The sequence below is a fragment of the Xanthomonas cannabis genome, from assembly GCF_040616535.1.
Lineage (GTDB): Bacteria > Pseudomonadota > Gammaproteobacteria > Xanthomonadales > Xanthomonadaceae > Xanthomonas > Xanthomonas cannabis.
On the sequence record NZ_CP136580.1, the window covers coordinates 2,569,753 to 2,587,386 of the forward strand.

At 63.1% G+C, this 17,634-nt stretch carries 19 protein-coding genes; 1 reads left to right on the forward strand and 18 read right to left on the reverse strand.

Annotated features, from left to right (window positions below; genetic code table 11):
- Window positions 1-30: 30 nt before the first annotated feature.
- The 17 genes from RZV17_RS10965 to RZV17_RS11045 all read right to left on the reverse strand — a co-directional run bounded on the left by RZV17_RS10965 (window position 31) and on the right by RZV17_RS11045 (window position 16,460).
- Window positions 31-1,698: a hypothetical protein gene (locus RZV17_RS10965; protein WP_355603323.1), complete on the reverse strand. Its 1,668-nt coding sequence runs from the start codon at window positions 1,696-1,698 to the stop codon at window positions 31-33.
- Between the two features lie 106 nt (window positions 1,699-1,804).
- On the reverse strand, window positions 1,805-2,491 hold the full coding sequence (locus tag RZV17_RS10970) for a YfbU family protein (RefSeq protein WP_355603326.1): 687 nt from the start codon (window positions 2,489-2,491) through the stop codon (window positions 1,805-1,807).
- Window positions 2,492-2,639: 148 nt separating this feature from the next.
- Window positions 2,640-2,918, reverse strand: a complete 279-nt coding sequence (locus tag RZV17_RS10975) for a DUF2274 domain-containing protein (protein WP_355603329.1) — start codon at window positions 2,916-2,918, stop codon at window positions 2,640-2,642.
- Entirely contained in the window at window positions 2,915-4,195 is a 1,281-nt protein-coding gene (locus tag RZV17_RS10980; protein ID WP_355603332.1) for a TrbI/VirB10 family protein, read from the reverse strand. The genes RZV17_RS10975 and RZV17_RS10980 overlap by 4 nt, the downstream gene beginning before the upstream one ends.
- Before the next feature lie 2 nt (window positions 4,196-4,197).
- A complete protein-coding gene (gene trbG, locus RZV17_RS10985; protein WP_355609319.1) occupies window positions 4,198-5,190 on the reverse strand; it encodes a P-type conjugative transfer protein TrbG in 993 nt (330 codons plus the stop codon).
- On the reverse strand, window positions 5,187-5,891 hold the full coding sequence (trbF, locus tag RZV17_RS10990) for a conjugal transfer protein TrbF (RefSeq protein ID WP_054440884.1): 705 nt from the start codon (window positions 5,889-5,891) through the stop codon (window positions 5,187-5,189). Before trbF ends, trbG begins: the two co-directional genes overlap by 4 nt.
- Window positions 5,892-5,908: 17 nt before the next feature.
- Window positions 5,909-7,291 carry a P-type conjugative transfer protein TrbL gene (gene trbL / locus RZV17_RS10995; RefSeq protein WP_355603337.1) on the reverse strand — a complete coding sequence of 461 codons (1,383 nt, stop codon included), beginning with the start codon at window positions 7,289-7,291 and terminating at the stop codon, window positions 5,909-5,911.
- Window positions 7,288-7,614 (reverse strand): hypothetical protein, encoded by a 327-nt coding sequence (locus tag RZV17_RS11000; protein ID WP_218503177.1) that lies wholly within the window; start codon window positions 7,612-7,614, stop codon window positions 7,288-7,290. Before RZV17_RS11000 ends, trbL begins: the two co-directional genes overlap by 4 nt.
- 12 nt (window positions 7,615-7,626) lie before the next feature.
- Window positions 7,627-8,310, reverse strand: a complete 684-nt coding sequence (gene trbJ / locus RZV17_RS11005) for a P-type conjugative transfer protein TrbJ (RefSeq protein ID WP_355609322.1) — start codon at window positions 8,308-8,310, stop codon at window positions 7,627-7,629.
- A 50-nt stretch (window positions 8,311-8,360) separates the two neighbouring features.
- Window positions 8,361-10,811, reverse strand: coding sequence for a conjugal transfer protein TrbE (gene trbE / locus RZV17_RS11010; RefSeq protein ID WP_218503179.1), 2,451 nt, complete (start codon window positions 10,809-10,811; stop codon window positions 8,361-8,363).
- Between the two features lie 12 nt (window positions 10,812-10,823).
- Window positions 10,824-11,096, reverse strand: a complete 273-nt coding sequence (locus RZV17_RS11015) for a VirB3 family type IV secretion system protein (protein WP_218503180.1) — start codon at window positions 11,094-11,096, stop codon at window positions 10,824-10,826.
- Window positions 11,093-11,485, reverse strand: a complete 393-nt coding sequence (locus RZV17_RS11020) for a TrbC/VirB2 family protein (protein WP_218503181.1) — start codon at window positions 11,483-11,485, stop codon at window positions 11,093-11,095. The genes RZV17_RS11015 and RZV17_RS11020 overlap by 4 nt, the downstream gene beginning before the upstream one ends.
- Window positions 11,482-12,552, reverse strand: a complete 1,071-nt coding sequence (trbB, locus tag RZV17_RS11025) for a P-type conjugative transfer ATPase TrbB (protein ID WP_218503182.1) — start codon at window positions 12,550-12,552, stop codon at window positions 11,482-11,484. The genes RZV17_RS11020 and trbB overlap by 4 nt, the downstream gene beginning before the upstream one ends.
- Window positions 12,549-13,025 carry a ribbon-helix-helix protein, CopG family gene (locus tag RZV17_RS11030; protein ID WP_218503183.1) on the reverse strand — a complete coding sequence of 159 codons (477 nt, stop codon included), beginning with the start codon at window positions 13,023-13,025 and terminating at the stop codon, window positions 12,549-12,551. The genes trbB and RZV17_RS11030 overlap by 4 nt, the downstream gene beginning before the upstream one ends.
- Window positions 13,022-15,022 carry a conjugal transfer protein TraG gene (locus RZV17_RS11035; RefSeq protein ID WP_355603344.1) on the reverse strand — a complete coding sequence of 667 codons (2,001 nt, stop codon included), beginning with the start codon at window positions 15,020-15,022 and terminating at the stop codon, window positions 13,022-13,024. The genes RZV17_RS11030 and RZV17_RS11035 overlap by 4 nt, the downstream gene beginning before the upstream one ends.
- A 233-nt stretch (window positions 15,023-15,255) precedes the next feature.
- On the reverse strand, window positions 15,256-15,519 hold the full coding sequence (locus RZV17_RS11040) for an EexN family lipoprotein (protein ID WP_355603347.1): 264 nt from the start codon (window positions 15,517-15,519) through the stop codon (window positions 15,256-15,258).
- Window positions 15,516-16,460 carry a LysR substrate-binding domain-containing protein gene (locus RZV17_RS11045; RefSeq protein WP_355603350.1) on the reverse strand — a complete coding sequence of 315 codons (945 nt, stop codon included), beginning with the start codon at window positions 16,458-16,460 and terminating at the stop codon, window positions 15,516-15,518. Before RZV17_RS11045 ends, RZV17_RS11040 begins: the two co-directional genes overlap by 4 nt.
- A gap of 395 nt (window positions 16,461-16,855) precedes the next feature.
- On the opposite strand from RZV17_RS11045, the gene RZV17_RS11050 reads away from it, so the two are divergent.
- Window positions 16,856-16,996 (forward strand): MarR family winged helix-turn-helix transcriptional regulator, encoded by a 141-nt coding sequence (locus RZV17_RS11050; RefSeq protein ID WP_355603353.1) that lies wholly within the window; start codon window positions 16,856-16,858, stop codon window positions 16,994-16,996.
- A 234-nt stretch (window positions 16,997-17,230) separates the two neighbouring features.
- On the opposite strand, the gene RZV17_RS11055 is transcribed toward RZV17_RS11050, so the two are convergent.
- On the reverse strand, window positions 17,231-17,587 hold the full coding sequence (locus RZV17_RS11055; RefSeq protein WP_355603356.1) for a DUF1330 domain-containing protein: 357 nt from the start codon (window positions 17,585-17,587) through the stop codon (window positions 17,231-17,233).
- Window positions 17,588-17,634 lie beyond the last annotated feature (47 nt).

The following is a 17,634-nucleotide window of genomic DNA, read 5'->3' on the forward strand; positions in this document are numbered from 1 at the left end:
TTCTTGTGGGGTTCTCAATAGTGGCCAGTGCTAGGCACTTTGCTGTTGCGGCTGCTCAGCGGCCGGCAGCATGATGTCGCGCCAACTGATCGGAACAGCAGGCAGCATATTCGCCTCGGCCTCCAACAGCCCAGTGTGTCCAGGGTGGTTCTCCACAGCTAGCGCCACAATTTCGCGACATCCTTCCATGTCGCCGACGCCCCGAAGTCGCTCGGCCAACTCCAAGGCAAGTGCAGCCTCGAACAGCCGAGGGAGCCTCAGACCATTTGCAGCGGCGCGCCGACGCAAGTAGGTATTCAGCGCTGCTCGATGGTCTTCCAGCGACCAGGGTACGGTTTGTCCAGATAGCGCATGAGCAATCAGAGCTTCCGAGGAAGATTCTCCAAGCTCCTCTTGCATCAACTTATCGATTGCCGGAGGCATCGGAGCCAAATCCTGTCTCGCCACATGCATATTGAACAACGCATGCAAAGCCAAGTACGGCAGTCTGAGGCGTTTCTCCAATCGGGGAACAATCTCGCGCGCAGCAGCCAACACCGGCCTCAAATCTGTCACGACTGCATCAGGCTCTCTGAGAAGCCAAGATGCAAGCTGCTGCAAAAAACCTTCTAGCTTGTCACGACCAGCTTTCGTAATGTCACCTTCAGCACGGCCGACCCAGTACTGCGGAGCCATGCGCACTTGAACAACACCGCTTCGCTCCAGGCGGTAGTTGTAAGGCTCATACTGCACGGCAGGCTGACGCATGACGAATTCAATGATGACACTACGCATCAAACGCGAAAGGCCTTGAAGCGTCAGATGTGTGGTCCGATCTTCGATCGCAGTCTCGCCGTGGCCGTGCCCCAATGTCACGGTATCCGGCAGCCGTCGAAGTTGATGCACATATTTGGATCGCGATTGGTAAGCCGTACCAAGCGCCTCTGCAAGATCCGATCTGCCCAGCAGTAGATCGCTGGCAGTACTGGAGGCCTGACGAAAGTACGCGGGCGTGGTATGGGCTAATGCGAACTCTCGGAAGCGACGCGCTAGCGCGACGTGTTCAACCCTGAGGAGAGCCTCCCTGACACGTTGCGCAATCACTTCGTCTGCCCCAGACAATGCCTCATCGACCGCTTTGCGCTTGCGCTCGTCAAATGAATCCCAGTCGCTCTCATGGCCGTCAAAGTCCTGGGCGAGCGACTCTACGGATGCAACGAGCAATGTATAGGCCAGTTCCAAATCATCAGCAATGCGATGCATTCCGTTGATGTAGGTCCGAAGCGCGCGCATAACACCTAGAAAGGTGCGCCGCGGCAGTCCGATGAGCTTCTCGACAAACGCTTCCAGAAACTTCAAATCATCTGCTTGGCACCAGATCTCTCTATCGAAGAACCGGCGGACAAGCGTTTGCGGAGCGACCATCGTTGCCAATCCGCGCTGTCCAGTCGTTAGTCTTCTGGCCAGATCAACGTCGGGCGTACAAACACAGTTCAACGCAAAGGACACCACAACTGAATAGTCCTGGAGGTAGGGATCGACAGTAGAGGAAACGAGCACACCCGGCCCCTGCTCCTCGCCTTCCATGCGCTCAGTCAACTCATAAACCAGGACAGTGGGACGTATCGAATAGCTCGATGACGGCGACAGTCGTCCCGCGGCTGTTTCGACAGCATTCTCCCTAGCGAGAATTGCATTCGTATAGAGCATCCCGCGCAAGAGGTTTTCCCTGCCTGCGGGTCTAGTGAACAGCTTCCCAGTAGCGATTTGGAGCACGCTTCCTCCCGCTCAGTTTTAGATCAACTGCAACGAATATTCCTCTATCTCAGCGCTCGGCACTCAGAATCTCGATGATCTGGTCGGCGCTCAAGTCTTGCCCGAATCCGAGAGTCGCCCGGATGGGTTCGAACGCTGCAGCCATGCGGCCATACCTCGCTGCTGTTGGAGCATGGGAGTTGAAGTCGCGCCCCTTGAAGCGGGAGAACCGCCCCATCTTCTCCACAAGGAATCGTGCGATGCTCATCAGCCCGCTCTCGTTATTGCCGTCGAAGCCGGCAAACTTCGGCAAATATCCATGGTTGGACGCCTTGACTTTCTCCACATCCTTAGCAGGGAGTTTTTCCAACCGCCCCTCGATGAAGTCCCACGTGTCCAGTACGTTGACGACGAGGGTGACATCGGCAGGACGGTCGGCGTGGTTGTGAAAGAGCCCCTGCATGTCCCAGGTTGGCGCCCAATAGTGCCCCCCATAGATCGACTCTGCGACGAAATTAACGTCAGTCTCAGTAGGCACCTTCAGGTGCTTCACGAGGTCGCGCAACAGCATGAAGTTCAGCTTGTCGCCCGCGGTCAGCTGGATGCTATTACCCGTTGCGGTATTTAGCCCGAGGCCTACGAGTTGGCGAACTGCGTCTGAACGAGAGCTGGCTTGACCTGTTCGATCCATCCATTCGTCAACGCGCTGCAGCAGCTCCTCGTCCAAGCGCAGTTCCAGCCGTTCAGTCCGTCCCATGTACAATTCTCCGTTAGTACGGTTAAATACCGGTTTACCGTACAATTGTACGGCATTGAATTTAATAGCACAAGTGGTTTTGGGGCAAGGGGACGACAGCACATCACAACCCCGCTCCATTTCAGGACACACGTGGTTAGCTGGGGAGTTACCCTGACGAGTCGGCAGAGCCGGACGGCGGCTTGGCAGGTGCGATAAGAGCCCTTCGCTTGACGTTCAGCCCCCTAAACCCTCGATCGCCAGCCATGAAGGCTTCGAGCATGTGCGGGATTAGCATCGCAGGATCGACTACTTCGTCGTACGTCTGCGCGTACTGCTCGGCATAGAGATCAAGGTTGGCTTTCAGGCTGGCCGGGCAAGCAAAGGTGAGCTTGACGTTCTCGGTCTTTGGCAACGGGCCGAGCCGTAGCTTCTTAGCCGTGCTCATTGTGAAGTCCCCCGATTGAAGAACAGCGGCTGGTACGGCCGCAGCACCAGATCCCGGTTGACGATGATGCGAACCGGCAGGCCCGGCCGTTGCGTCAAGGTCGGCTGGATGTTGAGGTTGCGCCGGGTCATCTCCTGGCCGACCTGATTGATGCTGTCCTGCGCGCTGTCGCGCCCAGCGATGATGACGCGATCACCATCCTGCCGGTTCTCCGGCGCTGCCAGCTCGGCACCGACGCCCAGCAGCGTGGTCAGTGCCGCACCGGCAAAGATGCGGCTCCAGTGATAGTCCACATCGTCCTCCAGCCCGGCATAGCCGGCCGGGTCGGTGCCGGCTAGGTTGTCGAGCGTGAGCGAAGACGTGTCCGGCAGGATGATCCGGTTCCAGACGACTTGAACGCGGCTCTGCCCGTAGCTGACCTGGCTGTTGTATTTGCCCAGGATGCGCGAACCCTGCGGAATCAGCAGGAAGCGCCCGGTGGCTGTGTCATAGACCGGCTCCGTCACCGTGGCGATCACGTCGCCGGGCAAGTCCGACTTGATGCCCGTCATCAAGGCGCCTGCGACCACGGTTCCGGCCATGACCTGATACGGCGAGGTTGGCAGCGTCAGGTTGCCGGAATTACGGGTTTCTGTGGAACCGCCTTTCAGGAACGCCTCTTTCTGGTCTTGCCGGTTCTGCACGGCGGTCGGGTCGGCAGGCTGGGCCGCCGTCGAGGCCGGGCCAGGCGCCAGCGGGTCGAACGCCGCATTGGCGGTGAAGCCCGGCGCGGCAGTCACCTGTGTCTGCGCCACCGGCGTGGCCTTCTGCGAACCCGAGCGGAAGAACACCGTCGAGGCCGCTGCCGCTTCTGCCTCCTTGCGCAGCGCGTCGTTGGGATCATGGCCGGGGGCCGCATAGGCGGCCGTCACCGGTTGCTGCGACTTCACGATGGCCGGGCCAAGATCGCCCGGCAGCGGCGGCCCCAGCTCCGGCACGGATGCCGGCAAAGGGGGCGGCAGCTTGGAATAGTCCGCCGGCAGCGCGTCGAGCCCTTCCGACTTGGAGACGCGATCGACGTTGTAAAGCTCGGTCTGCTCCGTGGCACCGCGCCGCTGCGGTTGCAGCGACCACATCAGCGCGCCGAGCACGGCGACCGACAGGGTGCCGGCGAGCATGGCCAGCGTGCGCCGGTTCAAGCGCGTGACCGGGCGCGGCTGTGCGCGCAGCGCCACCGCCTCGGGCGCGACCTTGCCCGCCAGTGGCGTGGCGAGGTCGGGAGTGTCGTCCTGGCTCATGGTCAGTTCCTCCGCGCCACGGCATCGGTGCGCTCGATGCGTACGACGTCACCACCATCGCCACCCAGGCGCAGTTCGGCCGCGCCGAACAGCCGATCCACGATGTAGTACGGCGAGCGGAAACGGTGGTTCACCAGTTGCCCGTCGCCCTGCGCGCCAATGACGAACAGCGGTGGCAGCTCGCCTTGGGCGATACCCGGAGGGAATTGGATATAGACCTTCTCGCCGTCATCGAAGGCACGCAGCGGCTTCCACGGCGGGTTGCTGCCCGACACCGCGTAGCGGAAGCGAATTTTCTCCAGCGACAGGCCGGCATCGACCGGCGCGGCGGCGCTGGCCGCCTGCGCCTGGCGCTGCAAGGCCAGCATCCGGTCTTTCGGATAGTCCCAGGACACCGACGCCATCCACGCCTTTTCCGTCGAGGTCAGCTCCAGCAGGTACGTCCGGCGGCTGGTGGTGATGACCAGATTGGTTTTCAGGGCCGAGCGGATCGGCTTGACCAGCACGTTCACGCGCAGGTCGGCGCCGCTACCGCTGGACGTGTCGCCGACGATCCAGCGCACGGTATCGCCGGCGGCGACAGTGACAAGCTCCTCGCCTGGCTGGAGCGAAACTACGGTGACGCGCCCCGGCGCGGCATAGACTTGGTAGAGAGCGCCGTCGGTGAAAGGCCACACCTGAATCGCATTGACGTAGCCCTCGCGGGTCGGCGCGATGCGCGCCTCGGCATTGGCGCGCGAAACGCGCACCTTTTCGTCGGCCGGCTCCGGCACAACAGGGGCCTCGTCGAGTTCCGGCAGCGGCTTCAATTGTGCCGGCAGCGCCAGTGGCTCGGGCACGGCCACGACTTCGACCGGCTTGGGCGGCTCGGGCAGCGGTTGCGCCTGCACCGGCTCATCGAGCGAAATGGTCGGCGGCGGTTTGCCCTGCGAGGCGCAGCCCGCCAGGGCCAGCAGGATCAACGGCAAAACGGATTTACTGAAAAGTGCATTCATGGCTTGGCTCCTTCGGAAGAATCCAGTTCGCGGCTCCACGCCAGGCCATTGACGTAGATGCCCAAGGGATTGCGGCGCAGGCGTTCTTCAGTGCGCGGGGTTTGCAGGACGATGGACACCACGGCCGTCCACCGTTCCAGCCCGGCGGCCGCGCCATTGACATAGCGGCGTTCCGTCCAGCGCACGTTGAAAGACGTGTCGCTGGCGCGAACCACGCTGGTGATCTGTACCGTCACCGACTCCTTGCCGATGCGCGCGAACGGGTCATTGGTGCGGGCGTAGTCGTTGAGCACGGCCGCGCCCTTGTCGGTGGTGTAGTCGTAGGCATCCAGCCAGTTCTGCCGCACAACGATGGGATCGACAGACAGTGAGCGCACCAGGCCGACGAAGCGCGCCAGGTGGTGCGCGATCTGCGCATCGGCGGGCCGATACGGCGTGGCGGCTTCGCCCACAGCGCGTACCTGTCCGGCCTGATCGACCTCGATGACGTAAGGCGTCACGATGGACTGCGCGGAACGCCAAACCAGGCCGCCGGCCATCAGCAGCGCAAGCACCAGGCAGCCGAAGGCCATTAGCCGCCAGTTCTTCGCCTGCACGCGGGCCGAGCCGATACGGTCGTCCCACACCTGGGCGGCGGATTGATACGGGGTGGCAGGTTGCGGCGTATCGGCATAGCGCACCTGCGGTCGCTTGAATCGCATAGGGTTCTCCTTGGTGGTCACGTATCGGAATCGCGCAGGCTCGGGCCTTGCCCCGAGCCGCCGCCGTCGCCACCGCGCAGCGTGTGGGCGGCGGTGGTCGCGGCATGGGTGATTTGCTGGCGACGGTGCATCCGTTTGGCCCAGGCGGGTTGCTCTTGCTTGGGCGCGCTGGCGGCGCCGTCCGCGCCTTCGGCCGCAGCGGCCTGGCCGGAACCGGCAGCGCCGGCGCCGGCATCGGTGCCGTTCCAGCCAGCCCGGAAGGAATCGGCCACCTTCTGCCCGGCGGCGGAAGCGCCGGACGCGGCGCGGCGGCCTGCTGCCTGCGCGCCGGTCTTGGCGACATTGCCGAGGCCAGCCGCCGCGCCCTTGGCCCCGCCGCCCGCAGCGGCGGAACCGGCCTGGAATGCGGACTTGGCGCTGCTGGCCGCCGACGTGGCGGCGCGTGCGCCACTGCTGGCCAGCTTGGCGGCGGCCGGGGCCATGCGTGCCCCGGCCATGACGGCACCGCCCACGCCAGTCGCGGCGGCACCGATGGCAACGCCCGTGCCGACAGCACCAACCGCCGCGCCGGCCATCGCGCCCGCGCCGAGTTGCGGCGCACCGGACATGAGGCCCGTGGCGATGCCGGGTCCGAAGATGCCCAGCGCGAGCAAGGCGAGCGAGGCCAGCATCACGACCAGCGCGTGGTCGATGGATGGCTCGTCCGGATGCACCTGGAACTCGGCGAACAGGCCGGAACCGATGCCGACGATGACGGCCAGCACCAACACCTTGATGCCTGACGACACCACGTTGCCTAGCACCTTTTCCGCGAGGAACGAGGTCTTGTTCCAGAGCGCGAAGGGGATCAAGACGAAGCCGGCGAGCGTGGTCAGTTTGAACTCGATCAGCGTGATGAAAAGCTGTACTGCCAGCACGAAGAAGCAGAGGATCACCACCAGCCAGGCGATGAACAGCACCACGATGGGGTCGATGTTCACGAACACCTCGGGGAACCCAGCCATGTCCCCGATCTGTTCCAGAATCGGCGCGGCAGCGTCGATGCCGGTCTTCGCCAGGCGGCCCGGCTGAAGAAAGTTCTCCATCGTGATAGCCGATCCAGTGGCGGTGATCCCCAAGCCAGCGAACGAACGGAACACGATGCTCGCCAGCCAGTTGAAGTTGCCGATGATGTAAGCGAACGCGCCGACGTAGAGCACCTTGCGCAGCAGCTTGGCGATCACGTCCTCACCCTGGCCGGTGGCGTGGCTCATGGCCCAATACAGACCTGCGATCGTCATGTCGATGACGATGAGCGTAGCGGTGAGAAACGCCACTTCGCCTTGCAGTAAACCGAAACCCGAGTCGATGTAGCGCGAGAACGTATCGAGGAACCGGTCGATGATGGTCACGTCGTTCATGGCGAATCCTCAGGTGGGGTGAGCGGAACGGCGCCCTCTGGCAATTCATCTGCGGGCGTATCGAAGCTCGGCGGAATCGGCGGGAGTTCAGCCAGCGAGCTGTATTCGTCCGGCCCGGTATGGCCGGCGAAAAAGCGCCGCCGAAAGGCTTCGGCGGCGGCGCGGCAGGCGTCATAACCCACGGACTGCCGGTCGGCCGCGCATTGCCCGCGCAATGCCTTGAGTCGCGCGGGATCTGCGGTCAGGGCATCGGCCAGGTTCTCTGGCGGCTGCTGGCCGCAAGCGGTCAGCAGCACGGCCAGCACGACGGAAGCGCATCGCATGGCCGACTCCGGTCAGTTGGTGTAGAAGTTGACGGACTGCGGCGTGTATGGCGTGCCAGTGCCGAGGAAGCGGCGTCGCACTTCGCGGGCACGCTCGGTGGCTGCGGCTTGTCTTGCAAGCTCCAGCGCAGCCGCGCGATCTTGAGTGATCTGGAGTCGTTGCGACTGGATCGACTGCTTTGCCTGCAAAGCCAACAACTGGTTCGACGCCTGCATCGCCTGCAGCGCACCCTGAGACGACTGGCTCTTACTGACTAAGTCCGCAAGAACACTTTCGTCATCGCTCAGGTTCTGCGACACCTGCGCCTGCATCTGCATGGTTGTCTGTAAGCCGTTGAGCGTATTTTTCCAACGCTGTTGCGCGTCGCGATACATCTGGTCACCGCTGACGGTTGCGGCGTACTGCTCGGGATACAGACGCGCAAACTCCCGATCAAGGTTCGTTACCTCGTAGGCCAAGCCCCGGCCTTGCTCCATGAGGCGCTGGGTCGTCGCCAGATTGGCGCGCAACTGACCTACGACGCTGGATGGCAAGCTGGCAAGATTGCGAGCCTGATTCATCAACATCTGTGCTTCGTTCTGGAGCTGGTTGATCTGGTTGTTGATCTGCTCCAGCGTGCGGATAGCGGTCAGCGTGTTCTGCACCAAGTTGACGGGATCAACGAAGGTGAGTGCCGCCGCCGGCTGGGCGAACATCAGCGAGCCGGCCAGCGCGGCGGCGAGCGAAACGGAAAGCACATGGGTCTTCATGGCAGGTTCTCCTGTCGTGGTTGGGAAAGGAAAGAAGCCGCCGCCGGCGAGGACGGCAGCAGGTCGGCGGCCCAATCGAGGCCGCGATGGCGCAGCCACGCACCGCCAAAGCCGGGAGCGCCGGCCTGCGTCAGCACACCGTCGATGTCGCGCTGGTCTTGCGGTGCGGATGCGCCGGCAAAGGCGAGCGCGGCCGGCCCCAAGTCGAGGTCGAACACGCGGTTGCCGAGGCGCGATTGGTAGTAGTAGTCGCGCTTGGGCTGCGCAGTGGCGACGATTTCGATTTGCCGGCTGTTGAGGCCGAAGGCCTCGTAGATCGTGCGAATCTGCGGCTCGGTGGCCTGCGGGTTAGGTAAGAAAATCCTGCTCGCGCAGCTTTCGATGACCGCCGGTGCGATGGATGACTCTTTGACGTCTGCGAGCGACTGCGTATCGAAAACGACGGAAACCTGCTTTTTTCGCAAGGTCTTGAGCCACTGCCGAAGCCGGGCCGCGAATATGGGATCGTCCAGAAAGACCCATGCCTCCCCGAGAAATAGCATCGTTGGCGAGCCGTCGAATCGTTCTTCCAGGCGGGCAAAGAGATAGTTCAGAACGGCCAGCACGGCGGCCTTGCTGTGCATGAGTTCTTCCATCTCGAAGCACTGCACATCCGCGCTACCCAGCCGGTCGTGGTCTGCATCCAGCAACTTGCCGTGAGCGCCGCCGAGGACATAGGGAGCGAGCGCCTGGCGCAGCACGTTTGATTGCAGCAAAACGGACAGACCGGTCAGCGTGCGCTGCTCCACGGGCGCACCGGCCAGACTGCCGAGCGCCGACCAGATGGCAGCCTTCTCGTCTGGGCCGACGGTCACACCTTCGTGCAGCAAGCGCCCTTCGATCCATTCGGCGGCCCAAGTGCGGTGGCCCTCTCGGTCGATGCGGGCGAGAGGTTGAAAGGCGATCTCACCATCCGCACTGAGGTCGTAGTGCTCGCCACCCAGGCCCAAAGTAGCAGCGCGTATGGACCGCCCCACGTCAAAGATAAAGACGCGCGAGCCGGGATAACGGCGGAACTGCATGGCCATCATGGCGACCAAGACCGACTTGCCCATGCCCGTAGGGCCGACGATCATCGTGTGCCCCACGTCGCCGATGTGCGTCACCAGCCGGAATGGCGTCGCGCCATCGGTGCGCGTGACGATCAGCGGCGGGCCGTCCAGATGCTTGTTGCGCTCGGGGCCTGCCCACACCGCCGAGACTGGCATCATGTGCGCCAAGTTCAGCGTCGAGACGATGGGCTGGCGCACGTTGGCATAGGCGTTGCCGGGAATGGACGACAACCAAGCATCGACTGCATTGAGTGTTTCAGGGATGGTCACGAAGCCCCGGCCTTGAATCACGCGTTCCACCATGCGCAGCTTCTCGTCGGCCACGGCCGGGTCGGCATCGAGCACCGTCACCGTGGCGGTGAGGTAGCCGAAGGCGACTTGATCGCTGCCAAGCTCCTGCAAGGCTGCGTCCGCGTCGGCCGCCTTGTTGCTGGCATCCGTGTCCACCAGCGGCGATTCCTGCTGGAAGATCGTTTCGCGCAGCAACGCGATGACGTTCTTCCGTTTTGCAAACCATTGGCGGCGCAGGCGGCCCAGCTCTTTTTCCGCCTCCGCTTTGTCGAGGCAGAGGAACCGGGTACTCCAGCGATAGGCAAAGCCCAGGCGGTTGAGGTCGTCCAGCAGGCCCGGCCAGGTCGAGGTCGGGAAGCCCCGTATCGACACCACGCGCAGGTGCTGGTCGCCCAGCATCGGCGCGAGGCCGCCGACCAGGGCGGAATCGGCCAGCAGCGCGTCGAGGTGGAAAGGCACCTCGGGCACGCCCACACGGTAGCGCCGCGTCGAAACTGTGGCGTGCAGGTAGGTCAGAGTCTGCGCGTCATCCAGCCAGGCGATTTCCGGCATCACGCCATCGATCAGGTCGAACACGCGATCCGTTTCCGCGACGAAGGCATCGAGCCGCCCGCGCCAGTCCACGCCATCGCCGGGCGCGTGCTCGTAGAGCAGCTTGGCGGCGCGCGCGCGGGACTCCTCCGGCGGTAGGTAAGCCAGCGTCAGGTGATAGGCGCTCTCGAAGTGGTTGCCCGATTCCTCGAAGGCTGCGCGGCGTTCCTCGTCCACGAGCCACGACAGTGGTTCGGGAAACTCCGAGTGCGGATAGTCTGCGGCCGGTCGGCGCTCGGCCTCGATGAACAGCGCCCAGCCCGAACCCAGCCGGCGCAGCGCGTTGTTGAGCCGCGCCGTGGTGGCGATCAGCTCGCCTTGCGTGGCGCTGTCCAGATCCGGCCCGCGAAAGCGCGCCGTGCGCTGAAACGAACCATCCTTGTTCAGCACCACGCCTGGCGCGATCAGCCCGGCCCAGGGCAGCCAGTCGGCCAGCAAGGCGGGCCGCTGGCGGTATTCTGCAAGGTTCAGCATGGCGGCGTCCCCCTACACGTCCAGCAGCGGCTTGTGCTTGATGTGCCGAGCGAAGACCTGCATGAACTGCGGATCGACGCGCGCTCCCCACACCGCCAGCGAATGGCCGACGATCCAGAGCACCACGCCAAGAATCCAAAGTTGCAGGCCCAGCCCGACGGCGGCTGCCAGCGTGCCGTTGGCAATCGCCACGGTGCGCGGTGCGCCGCCCATCAAGAGCGGTTCGGTCAGCGAACGATGCAGCGGCACTTCAAAGCCGGCCGCGAAGTTGTCCGGCCTGCTCATACGACGGCCCCGCCGGAGAAGCTGAAGAACGACAGGAAGAAGCTCGAAGCCGCGAACGCGATGGACAGGCCGAACACGATCTGGATCAGCTTGCGAAAGCCCCCCGACGTGTCGCCGAAGGCCAGCGCGAGGCCCGTGGCGATGATGATGATGACCGCGACGATGCGCGCCACCGGCCCCTGGATCGACTCCAGAATGGATTGCAACGGGCCTTCCCACGGCATCGAGGAGCCGGCGGCCTGCGCCGTTCCGGCCAGGAACAGCAGCAGTGCGGTCAGCAGCAGCCCTTCCCCCGCAGGGCGGGCCAGGCTGCGCAGTCGTGCCAGGCTGGACAGGTGGGGAAACGGATTTACGGAAAAGCGGAAAGCGTGAGCGTGCATCTGCGTCATGGCAGTTCTCCAGGTTGGTCAGGGGACGGGAAAGGCGTAGCGGCATCGGCTGCAAGAGGAACCTCCGGCAGGTCCGGAAACGGCGTTTCCAGCGCGTCCGCCAGGCGATAGCCGGCGCCGTCGAAGGCGACGACACGGGCAATGCTTCCGACGCGGCGCTTGCGGCCGCGTCCGGCGATGTGGATGACGACGTTGACCGCCTCGGCGATCAGCGCACGGGGCGGTTTCACGGCCACTTCGAGAATCAGTTGTTCCAGGCGCAGCAGCGCGCCCAGCGCAGAACCGGCATGGATCGTGGCGATACCGCCGGGATGGCCGGTGCCCCACACTTTGATGAGGTCGAGGGCTTCGCCGCCACGCACTTCGCCGACGATCACGCGGTCGGGCCGCAGGCGCATCGTGGCGCGCACCAGCTCAGTCATCGACACGACGCCGGCGCGGGTGCGTAGCGGCACTTGGTCGCGGGCGGCACATTGCAACTCGATGGTGTCTTCGAGCACCAGCACGCGGTCGCCCGTGGCGGCGATCTCGGCCAGTAGCGCGTTCGCTAGCGTGGTCTTGCCGCTGCTGGTCGCGCCCGCGATCAGGATGTTCTGGCGTTCGCGCACGGCGCGGCGCAGGAAGTCCGCCTGCTCTGCGGTCAGGATGCCGTCGCTGACGTAGCGATCCAGGCCGATGATGCTCACGGCCCGCTTGCGCAGCGCGAAGGCTGGCCCCGAGGCGGCCGGTGGCAGAATGCCCTCGAAGCGCTCGCCGGTTTCCGGCAGTTCGGCGGTCAAGAGCGGCTGGCCGCGATGCACCTCCGCGCCGACATGCGCGGCAACCAGGCGGATGATGCGTTCACCATCAGCCTCGGGCAGTTCCACGCCCAGCGACGAGCGACCCGACGACAACCGATCCACCCATAAGGTGCGATCGGGGTTGAGCATGACTTCCACCACGTCCGGGTCTTCCAGCGCGGCAGCGATCAGCGGCCCCATCGCTGTGCGCAGCATCTGGATGCGGCGATCCTGGGATGCCGCTGCGGATGAGCGGGGCTCGGGTGGGATCTGCGGAACGGCGCTCATGAGTCACGCTCCGCAGCGCGTTCCTTGGCTTCGGCCTGCGCCGCCGCGTCATCCATTCGCATCGGGTCGGGATGCAGTTCTTCCACCACATCGCGCACCAGGCTCCGGCCACGCAGCAGGTGGCGCCCAAGCTGTTCGAGGAACTGCTCGAAGCGCGCCTTGCCCTGCGCACGGGCCGCGTCTTGGTGGGCCTCGGGAACCGGTGTGCTAACGGTGAGGAAGTAGCGGATGAACAGCGCCAGCGTCTCGATCTGGATGTTCTGGTCACGTTCCAGACGCTCGGCCTGCCGCGACAAGCGATCCAGTCGCTTGGCGGTCGCCGCCTCGCGCTGGTCGGCCGCGTCCGGCGACAGCCAGGACGCCAGCGCCGCCGCGACGATGGACGACTTGGACACGCCCTTCTTGGCGGCCAGTTCGTCGAGGCGCTTGGCGTGCTCGTGCTGGATGAACAGATTGAGGCGGTATTGGCTCATAGTTCGATTCCGTCGTTAGGGTCAAGAGAAGCCAGCCGGGCCGTGCGCTGCATGGCCGGGTCGAGCTGGCCGGGAAGCGGCAGCGGCAGGTCGTCGTCGTCATCGAGCAGCCCCAGGTCGCTGCCTACGGACAGCGGTTCGGGGCTGTATTCGGTGCCTTCGGATAGCTCGGGCTGGCAGCGCGGGCCGCCGTCATCCGAGCCACTCAGGTCGTCGGCGGATGCCGAGGCCGGCGCGGCGGGCACGGCCGGGATCGCCAGTCCGCTCCAGTCGTCGGGCCTTTCTGGCGGCACGTCGGCGTACTGCTCGGCCGCTAGCGGGGGCGGCGGTAGTACGCGGCGCTTGAAATTGGCGTCGGTGTAGTAGCGCAGCTTCTTGGCCTTGATCGGCGCGACGCTGGACACCATCACCACGGAGTCATCGGGTGGGAGTTGCATCACCTCGCCCGGCGTCAGGAGCGGGCGCGCGGTTTCCTGCCGCGACACCATCAGGTGCCCCAGCCACGGCGCGAGCCGGTGGCCCGCATAGTTGCGCTGGGCGCGCAGCTCGGTCGCGGTGCCGAGCGTTTCGGAAATCCTTTTCGCCGTGCGTTCGTCGTTGGTGGCGAACGTCACGCGAACGTGGCAGTTATCGAGGATGGAATGGTTCTGCCCATACGCCTTGTCGATCTGGTTGAGCGACTGTGCGATGAGGAAGCTGCGGATGCCGTAGCCGGCCATGAAGGCAAGCGCCGACTCGAAGAAGTCGAGCCGACCCAGCGCCGGAAACTCGTCCAGCATCAGCAGCAGCTTGTGCCGGCGCGCGATGCCATCGCTGCCGTCGAGCGATTCGGTTAGCCGCCGCCCGATCTGGTTCAAGATGAGCCGGATCAGCGGCTTGGTGCGGCTTATATCGGAGGGCGGCACCACCAAATAGAGCGATACCGGGTGCTCGGCGGAAATCAGGTCGGCGATGCGCCAATCGCAGCGCGACGTGACTTCGGCCACTGTCGGGTCGCGGTACAGACCGAGAAACGACATGGCGGTGGAGAGCACGCCCGATCGCTCGTTGTCCGACTTGTTCAGCACTTCGCGGGCAGCCGATGCGACGACCGGGTGCGGCGCATCGCTAAGGTGCTTCGTCGTCATCATCCGGTGCAGCGTCAGCTCGAACGGGCAAGCCGGGTCACTGAGGAAGTTGGCGACGCCGCGCAGCGTCTTGTCTTCGCCTGCGTAGAGCACATGCAGGATCGCGCCGACCAGCAACGCGTGCGAGGTCTTTTCCCAATGGTTGCGACGTTCGAGCGCGCCGTCGGGATCGACCAGAATATCGGCTACGTTCTGCACGTCACGCACTTCATGCGCGCCGCGCCGCACTTCCAGCAACGGGTTATAGGCCGCCGACTTCGCATCGGTCGGGTTGAACAGCAGGCAATGACTAAACCGCGAACGCCAGCCGGCGGTGAGTGTCCAGTTCTCGCCTTTGATGTCGTGAACGACGACGGACGCGGGCCAGCTCAACAAAGTGGGTACCACCAGCCCCACGCCTTTGCCGCTGCGAGTGGGCGCGAAGGTCAGGACGTGTTCTGGGCCTTCGTGCCGCAGGTACTGCCCGCGATGCAGGCCGAGGAAAACGCCGGCCGGCTGGGTCAGGCCGGCCTTGCGAATGTCATCCGCATCGGCCCAGCGAGCGGAACCGTAGGTGGTGACAAGGCGCGCTTGCCGCGAGCGCCACACGGACATGGCGATGGCGACCACCACAGCCGCAAGACCGCTACCACCCGCAATGGCCCCGCCGATGTCGAAGACGTGTGGCGCATAGGCATCAAAGAAGAACCACCACTCGAACAATCGCCAAGGGTGATAGACCGGGGTGCCAAAGAAGTCGAACCAGGGCGAGCCAAGGCGTAGTTGGTAGCCCAGGGCGGCGGCTGTCCATTGAGTTGCACTCCACACACCGGCGATCACGATGCCGAATACGGCGGCGATCTGGCCGAACAGTACGCCCTGAGCTTGCATTGACAGGCCTCCGTTTCCCCTGCCCTGATTCCTCATTCAAAAGCGGCACAGCAACGTGCCGCATGGGGTGAGGATCAGTGCCGGATCAGTGCCGGTCAAAGACCGTTATCGCAGGCAATGTGATGCAAAAAGCATCGTTTCACGCTGCAAAGAAACCAGTAAAAACGCCGCAGGCGCGAGCGCGCTGCGGCGTGTTGACTAAGAAGGGCTGCAATTCTTGGGAAGTTCAGTAATTAGAACTTCGGCGGTGTCTCGTATGGCGTATAGGGTGTCGTTCCATCGCCATAGAACCGTTTTCGCGCGGCTTCAGCAACCCGGTTGCACAACAGGTCGCCAAGCGTTGCGCGATCAATTTTGCATTGCTGGCGCAGTTCCTTCAAGCGTGCCGGATCGGCGGCGAGTTCTTTCACGGTCGGCACGTTGGACTGCCTAGGCGTCTCCGACGGGCTGCAGGCCGTTAGCACCACGATCAGAAGTAAAGGCATCATCTGCTTCATAGCTCGATTTCCTCCTGTGCATCAGGTTCAGCTGGTAGCGCGGGCCTCGTGCCTTCTGGCAAATCTATGGCCTGCACCCGCTCGATGAATCGGGACAGCACCTCGGGAACCTCGCCCTCGCGCCGCAACAGGTATGTCGTCAGCATCGGGGAGCGCCCAGCCAAGGGCCGGGCTACCACGCCAAGCTCCCGGCTTGCTGCGATGTGCGGCGCACCGGCCAAGCCCAAGGCGAAGCCTGCCGACACCACCACCATCATCAACTCGAACGAGGCGACACGCTCGACGATCAGGGGTTCACGTTCAGAACGACGAAGGACCCGCTCTACTTGGCGGGCGTGGCCTTCGCACGCCTGCGGGTCGCATAACACCAATGGGAACTGCAGCAGGTCGTGCAGCGGGATACGCTTGAACTTCAGAAGATGGTGCCTTGCGGGGACGGCCACCATCAGCGGATCGCTCCACACCGCCTCTGCCGCGATGCCCTCGCCTACTTCGTCCGACTGCGCGAAGCCCACGTCGTACAGATCATCTTGGAGTCCTTTGATTTGTTGCGACAAAGGCACTTGGAAGAGGCGAATGTCGACTTCGGGTTCTTCCTGGCGGCAGAGTGCGAGCAAGGCAGGCAGGCGCGAGGGCGTGATGCCATCGGACAGCGCGATTCTCAGTTGGCCGTGAAAGCCATTGGATGCCGCTGTCACACTGTCGCGCGCTTGCTGCAACGCAGTGAACACGCGTGGCACGTGCTCAAGGAATAGCTTGCCTGCCCGTGTCAGACGCGTGCTTCGGCTAGTCCGGATGAATAGCTGCTCCCCCAGGTCTTCTTCCAATTCCTTGATGGTGCGAGAGAGTGGTGATTGCTCAATGTGCAGCCTTTCTGCCGCACGGGCGAAATGGAGTTCTTCCGCAACGGCGATGAAGCAACGCAGATGTCGAAGTTCCATTTCAATCTATCCGTGAACATTTTCGAAATAGCTTGGCGAAGATTTACCAAGTGGGGTTATGAGCGACTGGAGCACTTGGACCTCAATGCGGAGGTACTTCTTCGATGACCCAACCATGGTTACTTGTGCGCGATTTGCGCGCGTTACTGCGCCTCTGCTTGCGGTAGGCTTTGATGACGACCCGTGGGAAACGCCGCCAGGCATCGACCTATTGGTGGGACAGCTGACTCACTCCAATGTAGAGCGTCGCCAGTTTTCACCGTCTGAAGCTGGCACCGCAATCGGCCATATGGTTTTCTTCCGGCGTCGCAATGAGACAACATTGTGGACGGATGTGTCGGCGTGGTTGAAGTCGCACAAATAATCCAAGTCGACCTTCTCTGACCTATGCGCAAATGGGCGCTGTGTTCTACCTAGCCCGCCAAAACGGGGCGCTTATTGGAGATGTGGCTGGAGCACTCGGTATCGGAGCGCCAGCGATGAGCGGGATGGTCAACAGTCTGGAAGAGACTGGATTTCTCAATCGCAGGCGGTAGGAAGGAGATGGCCGCCCCATTCACTTGCATTTGACATCCAATGGACATGCTGCCTATCGACTGGCGAAGCGTGAATTGAAAACCCTGAACACCCTGCTTGCAGAAGATTTCTCAGAGTGCCAGATACGCACCGTAGCAGGATGGTTAGAAATACTACAAAACCAAGTTTGAACCAAGACCTACCGATCTAGACAATCGGAAGGATAAATCAAAGCTCGAATGCCACAGCCGTATTCATCGCCCCACATGTATTGTTGCGTGATCCCTGACCTGCGTGCACAGCATCTGCTGCGAACTCACGGTACCGCCAGAAAATTGGCGATTAACAGGCAAACCTTCCACCAAGAAGGTCAAGTATCTTGCACCACTCAACGCTGCTTGATACTCCTCGCTGTAGTACCAAGACTTGGCATCTTGCATCGTTGGGAAAGACACGAGGACAATACCTTCAGGTGTCTCCCCCTCCAATACTTCCAACTCACCGCACGCAGCGAGCATGGACACTGGTAAGCGGCGAGCAAGTCGCCGACCTTCTGAGCTAGGTATCGAGCTCCGGGTGTTGAAAATTCTCCATTCGAATAAATAGCGCATACGCAGTAATGAGCAGCCCTAATCGCTAATAAGATTAATTATGTAGA

What these genes read in the sequence shown, in the direction of transcription:
- trbB (WP_218503182.1), bottom strand. Translation starts at nt 12,552, where the DNA reads ATGAGCGCCGTTCCGCAGATCCCACCCGAGCCCCGCTCATCCGCAGCG.
- RZV17_RS11040 (WP_355603347.1), bottom strand. Translation starts at nt 15,519, where the DNA reads ATGAAGCAGATGATGCCTTTACTTCTGATCGTGGTGCTAACGGCCTGC.
- RZV17_RS11020 (WP_218503181.1), bottom strand. Translation starts at nt 11,485, where the DNA reads ATGACGCAGATGCACGCTCACGCTTTCCGCTTTTCCGTAAATCCGTTT.
- trbL (WP_355603337.1), bottom strand. Translation starts at nt 7,291, where the DNA reads ATGAACGACGTGACCATCATCGACCGGTTCCTCGATACGTTCTCGCGC.
- RZV17_RS10980 (WP_355603332.1), bottom strand. Translation starts at nt 4,195, where the DNA reads ATGAGCCAGGACGACACTCCCGACCTCGCCACGCCACTGGCGGGCAAG.
- RZV17_RS11050 (WP_355603353.1), top strand. Translation starts at nt 16,856, where the DNA reads ATGGGCGCTGTGTTCTACCTAGCCCGCCAAAACGGGGCGCTTATTGGA.
- RZV17_RS11000 (WP_218503177.1), bottom strand. Translation starts at nt 7,614, where the DNA reads ATGCGATGCGCTTCCGTCGTGCTGGCCGTGCTGCTGACCGCTTGCGGC.
- trbF (WP_054440884.1), bottom strand. Translation starts at nt 5,891, where the DNA reads ATGCGATTCAAGCGACCGCAGGTGCGCTATGCCGATACGCCGCAACCT.
- trbG (WP_355609319.1), bottom strand. Translation starts at nt 5,190, where the DNA reads ATGAATGCACTTTTCAGTAAATCCGTTTTGCCGTTGATCCTGCTGGCC.
- RZV17_RS11030 (WP_218503183.1), bottom strand. Translation starts at nt 13,025, where the DNA reads ATGAGCCAATACCGCCTCAATCTGTTCATCCAGCACGAGCACGCCAAG.
- RZV17_RS10975 (WP_355603329.1), bottom strand. Translation starts at nt 2,918, where the DNA reads ATGAGCACGGCTAAGAAGCTACGGCTCGGCCCGTTGCCAAAGACCGAG.
- RZV17_RS11035 (WP_355603344.1), bottom strand. Translation starts at nt 15,022, where the DNA reads ATGCAAGCTCAGGGCGTACTGTTCGGCCAGATCGCCGCCGTATTCGGC.
- RZV17_RS11055 (WP_355603356.1), bottom strand. Translation starts at nt 17,587, where the DNA reads ATGCGCTATTTATTCGAATGGAGAATTTTCAACACCCGGAGCTCGATA.
- RZV17_RS11045 (WP_355603350.1), bottom strand. Translation starts at nt 16,460, where the DNA reads ATGGAACTTCGACATCTGCGTTGCTTCATCGCCGTTGCGGAAGAACTC.
- RZV17_RS10970 (WP_355603326.1), bottom strand. Translation starts at nt 2,491, where the DNA reads ATGGGACGGACTGAACGGCTGGAACTGCGCTTGGACGAGGAGCTGCTG.
- trbE (WP_218503179.1), bottom strand. Translation starts at nt 10,811, where the DNA reads ATGCTGAACCTTGCAGAATACCGCCAGCGGCCCGCCTTGCTGGCCGAC.
- RZV17_RS11015 (WP_218503180.1), bottom strand. Translation starts at nt 11,096, where the DNA reads ATGAGCAGGCCGGACAACTTCGCGGCCGGCTTTGAAGTGCCGCTGCAT.
- trbJ (WP_355609322.1), bottom strand. Translation starts at nt 8,310, where the DNA reads ATGTTCGCCCAGCCGGCGGCGGCACTCACCTTCGTTGATCCCGTCAAC.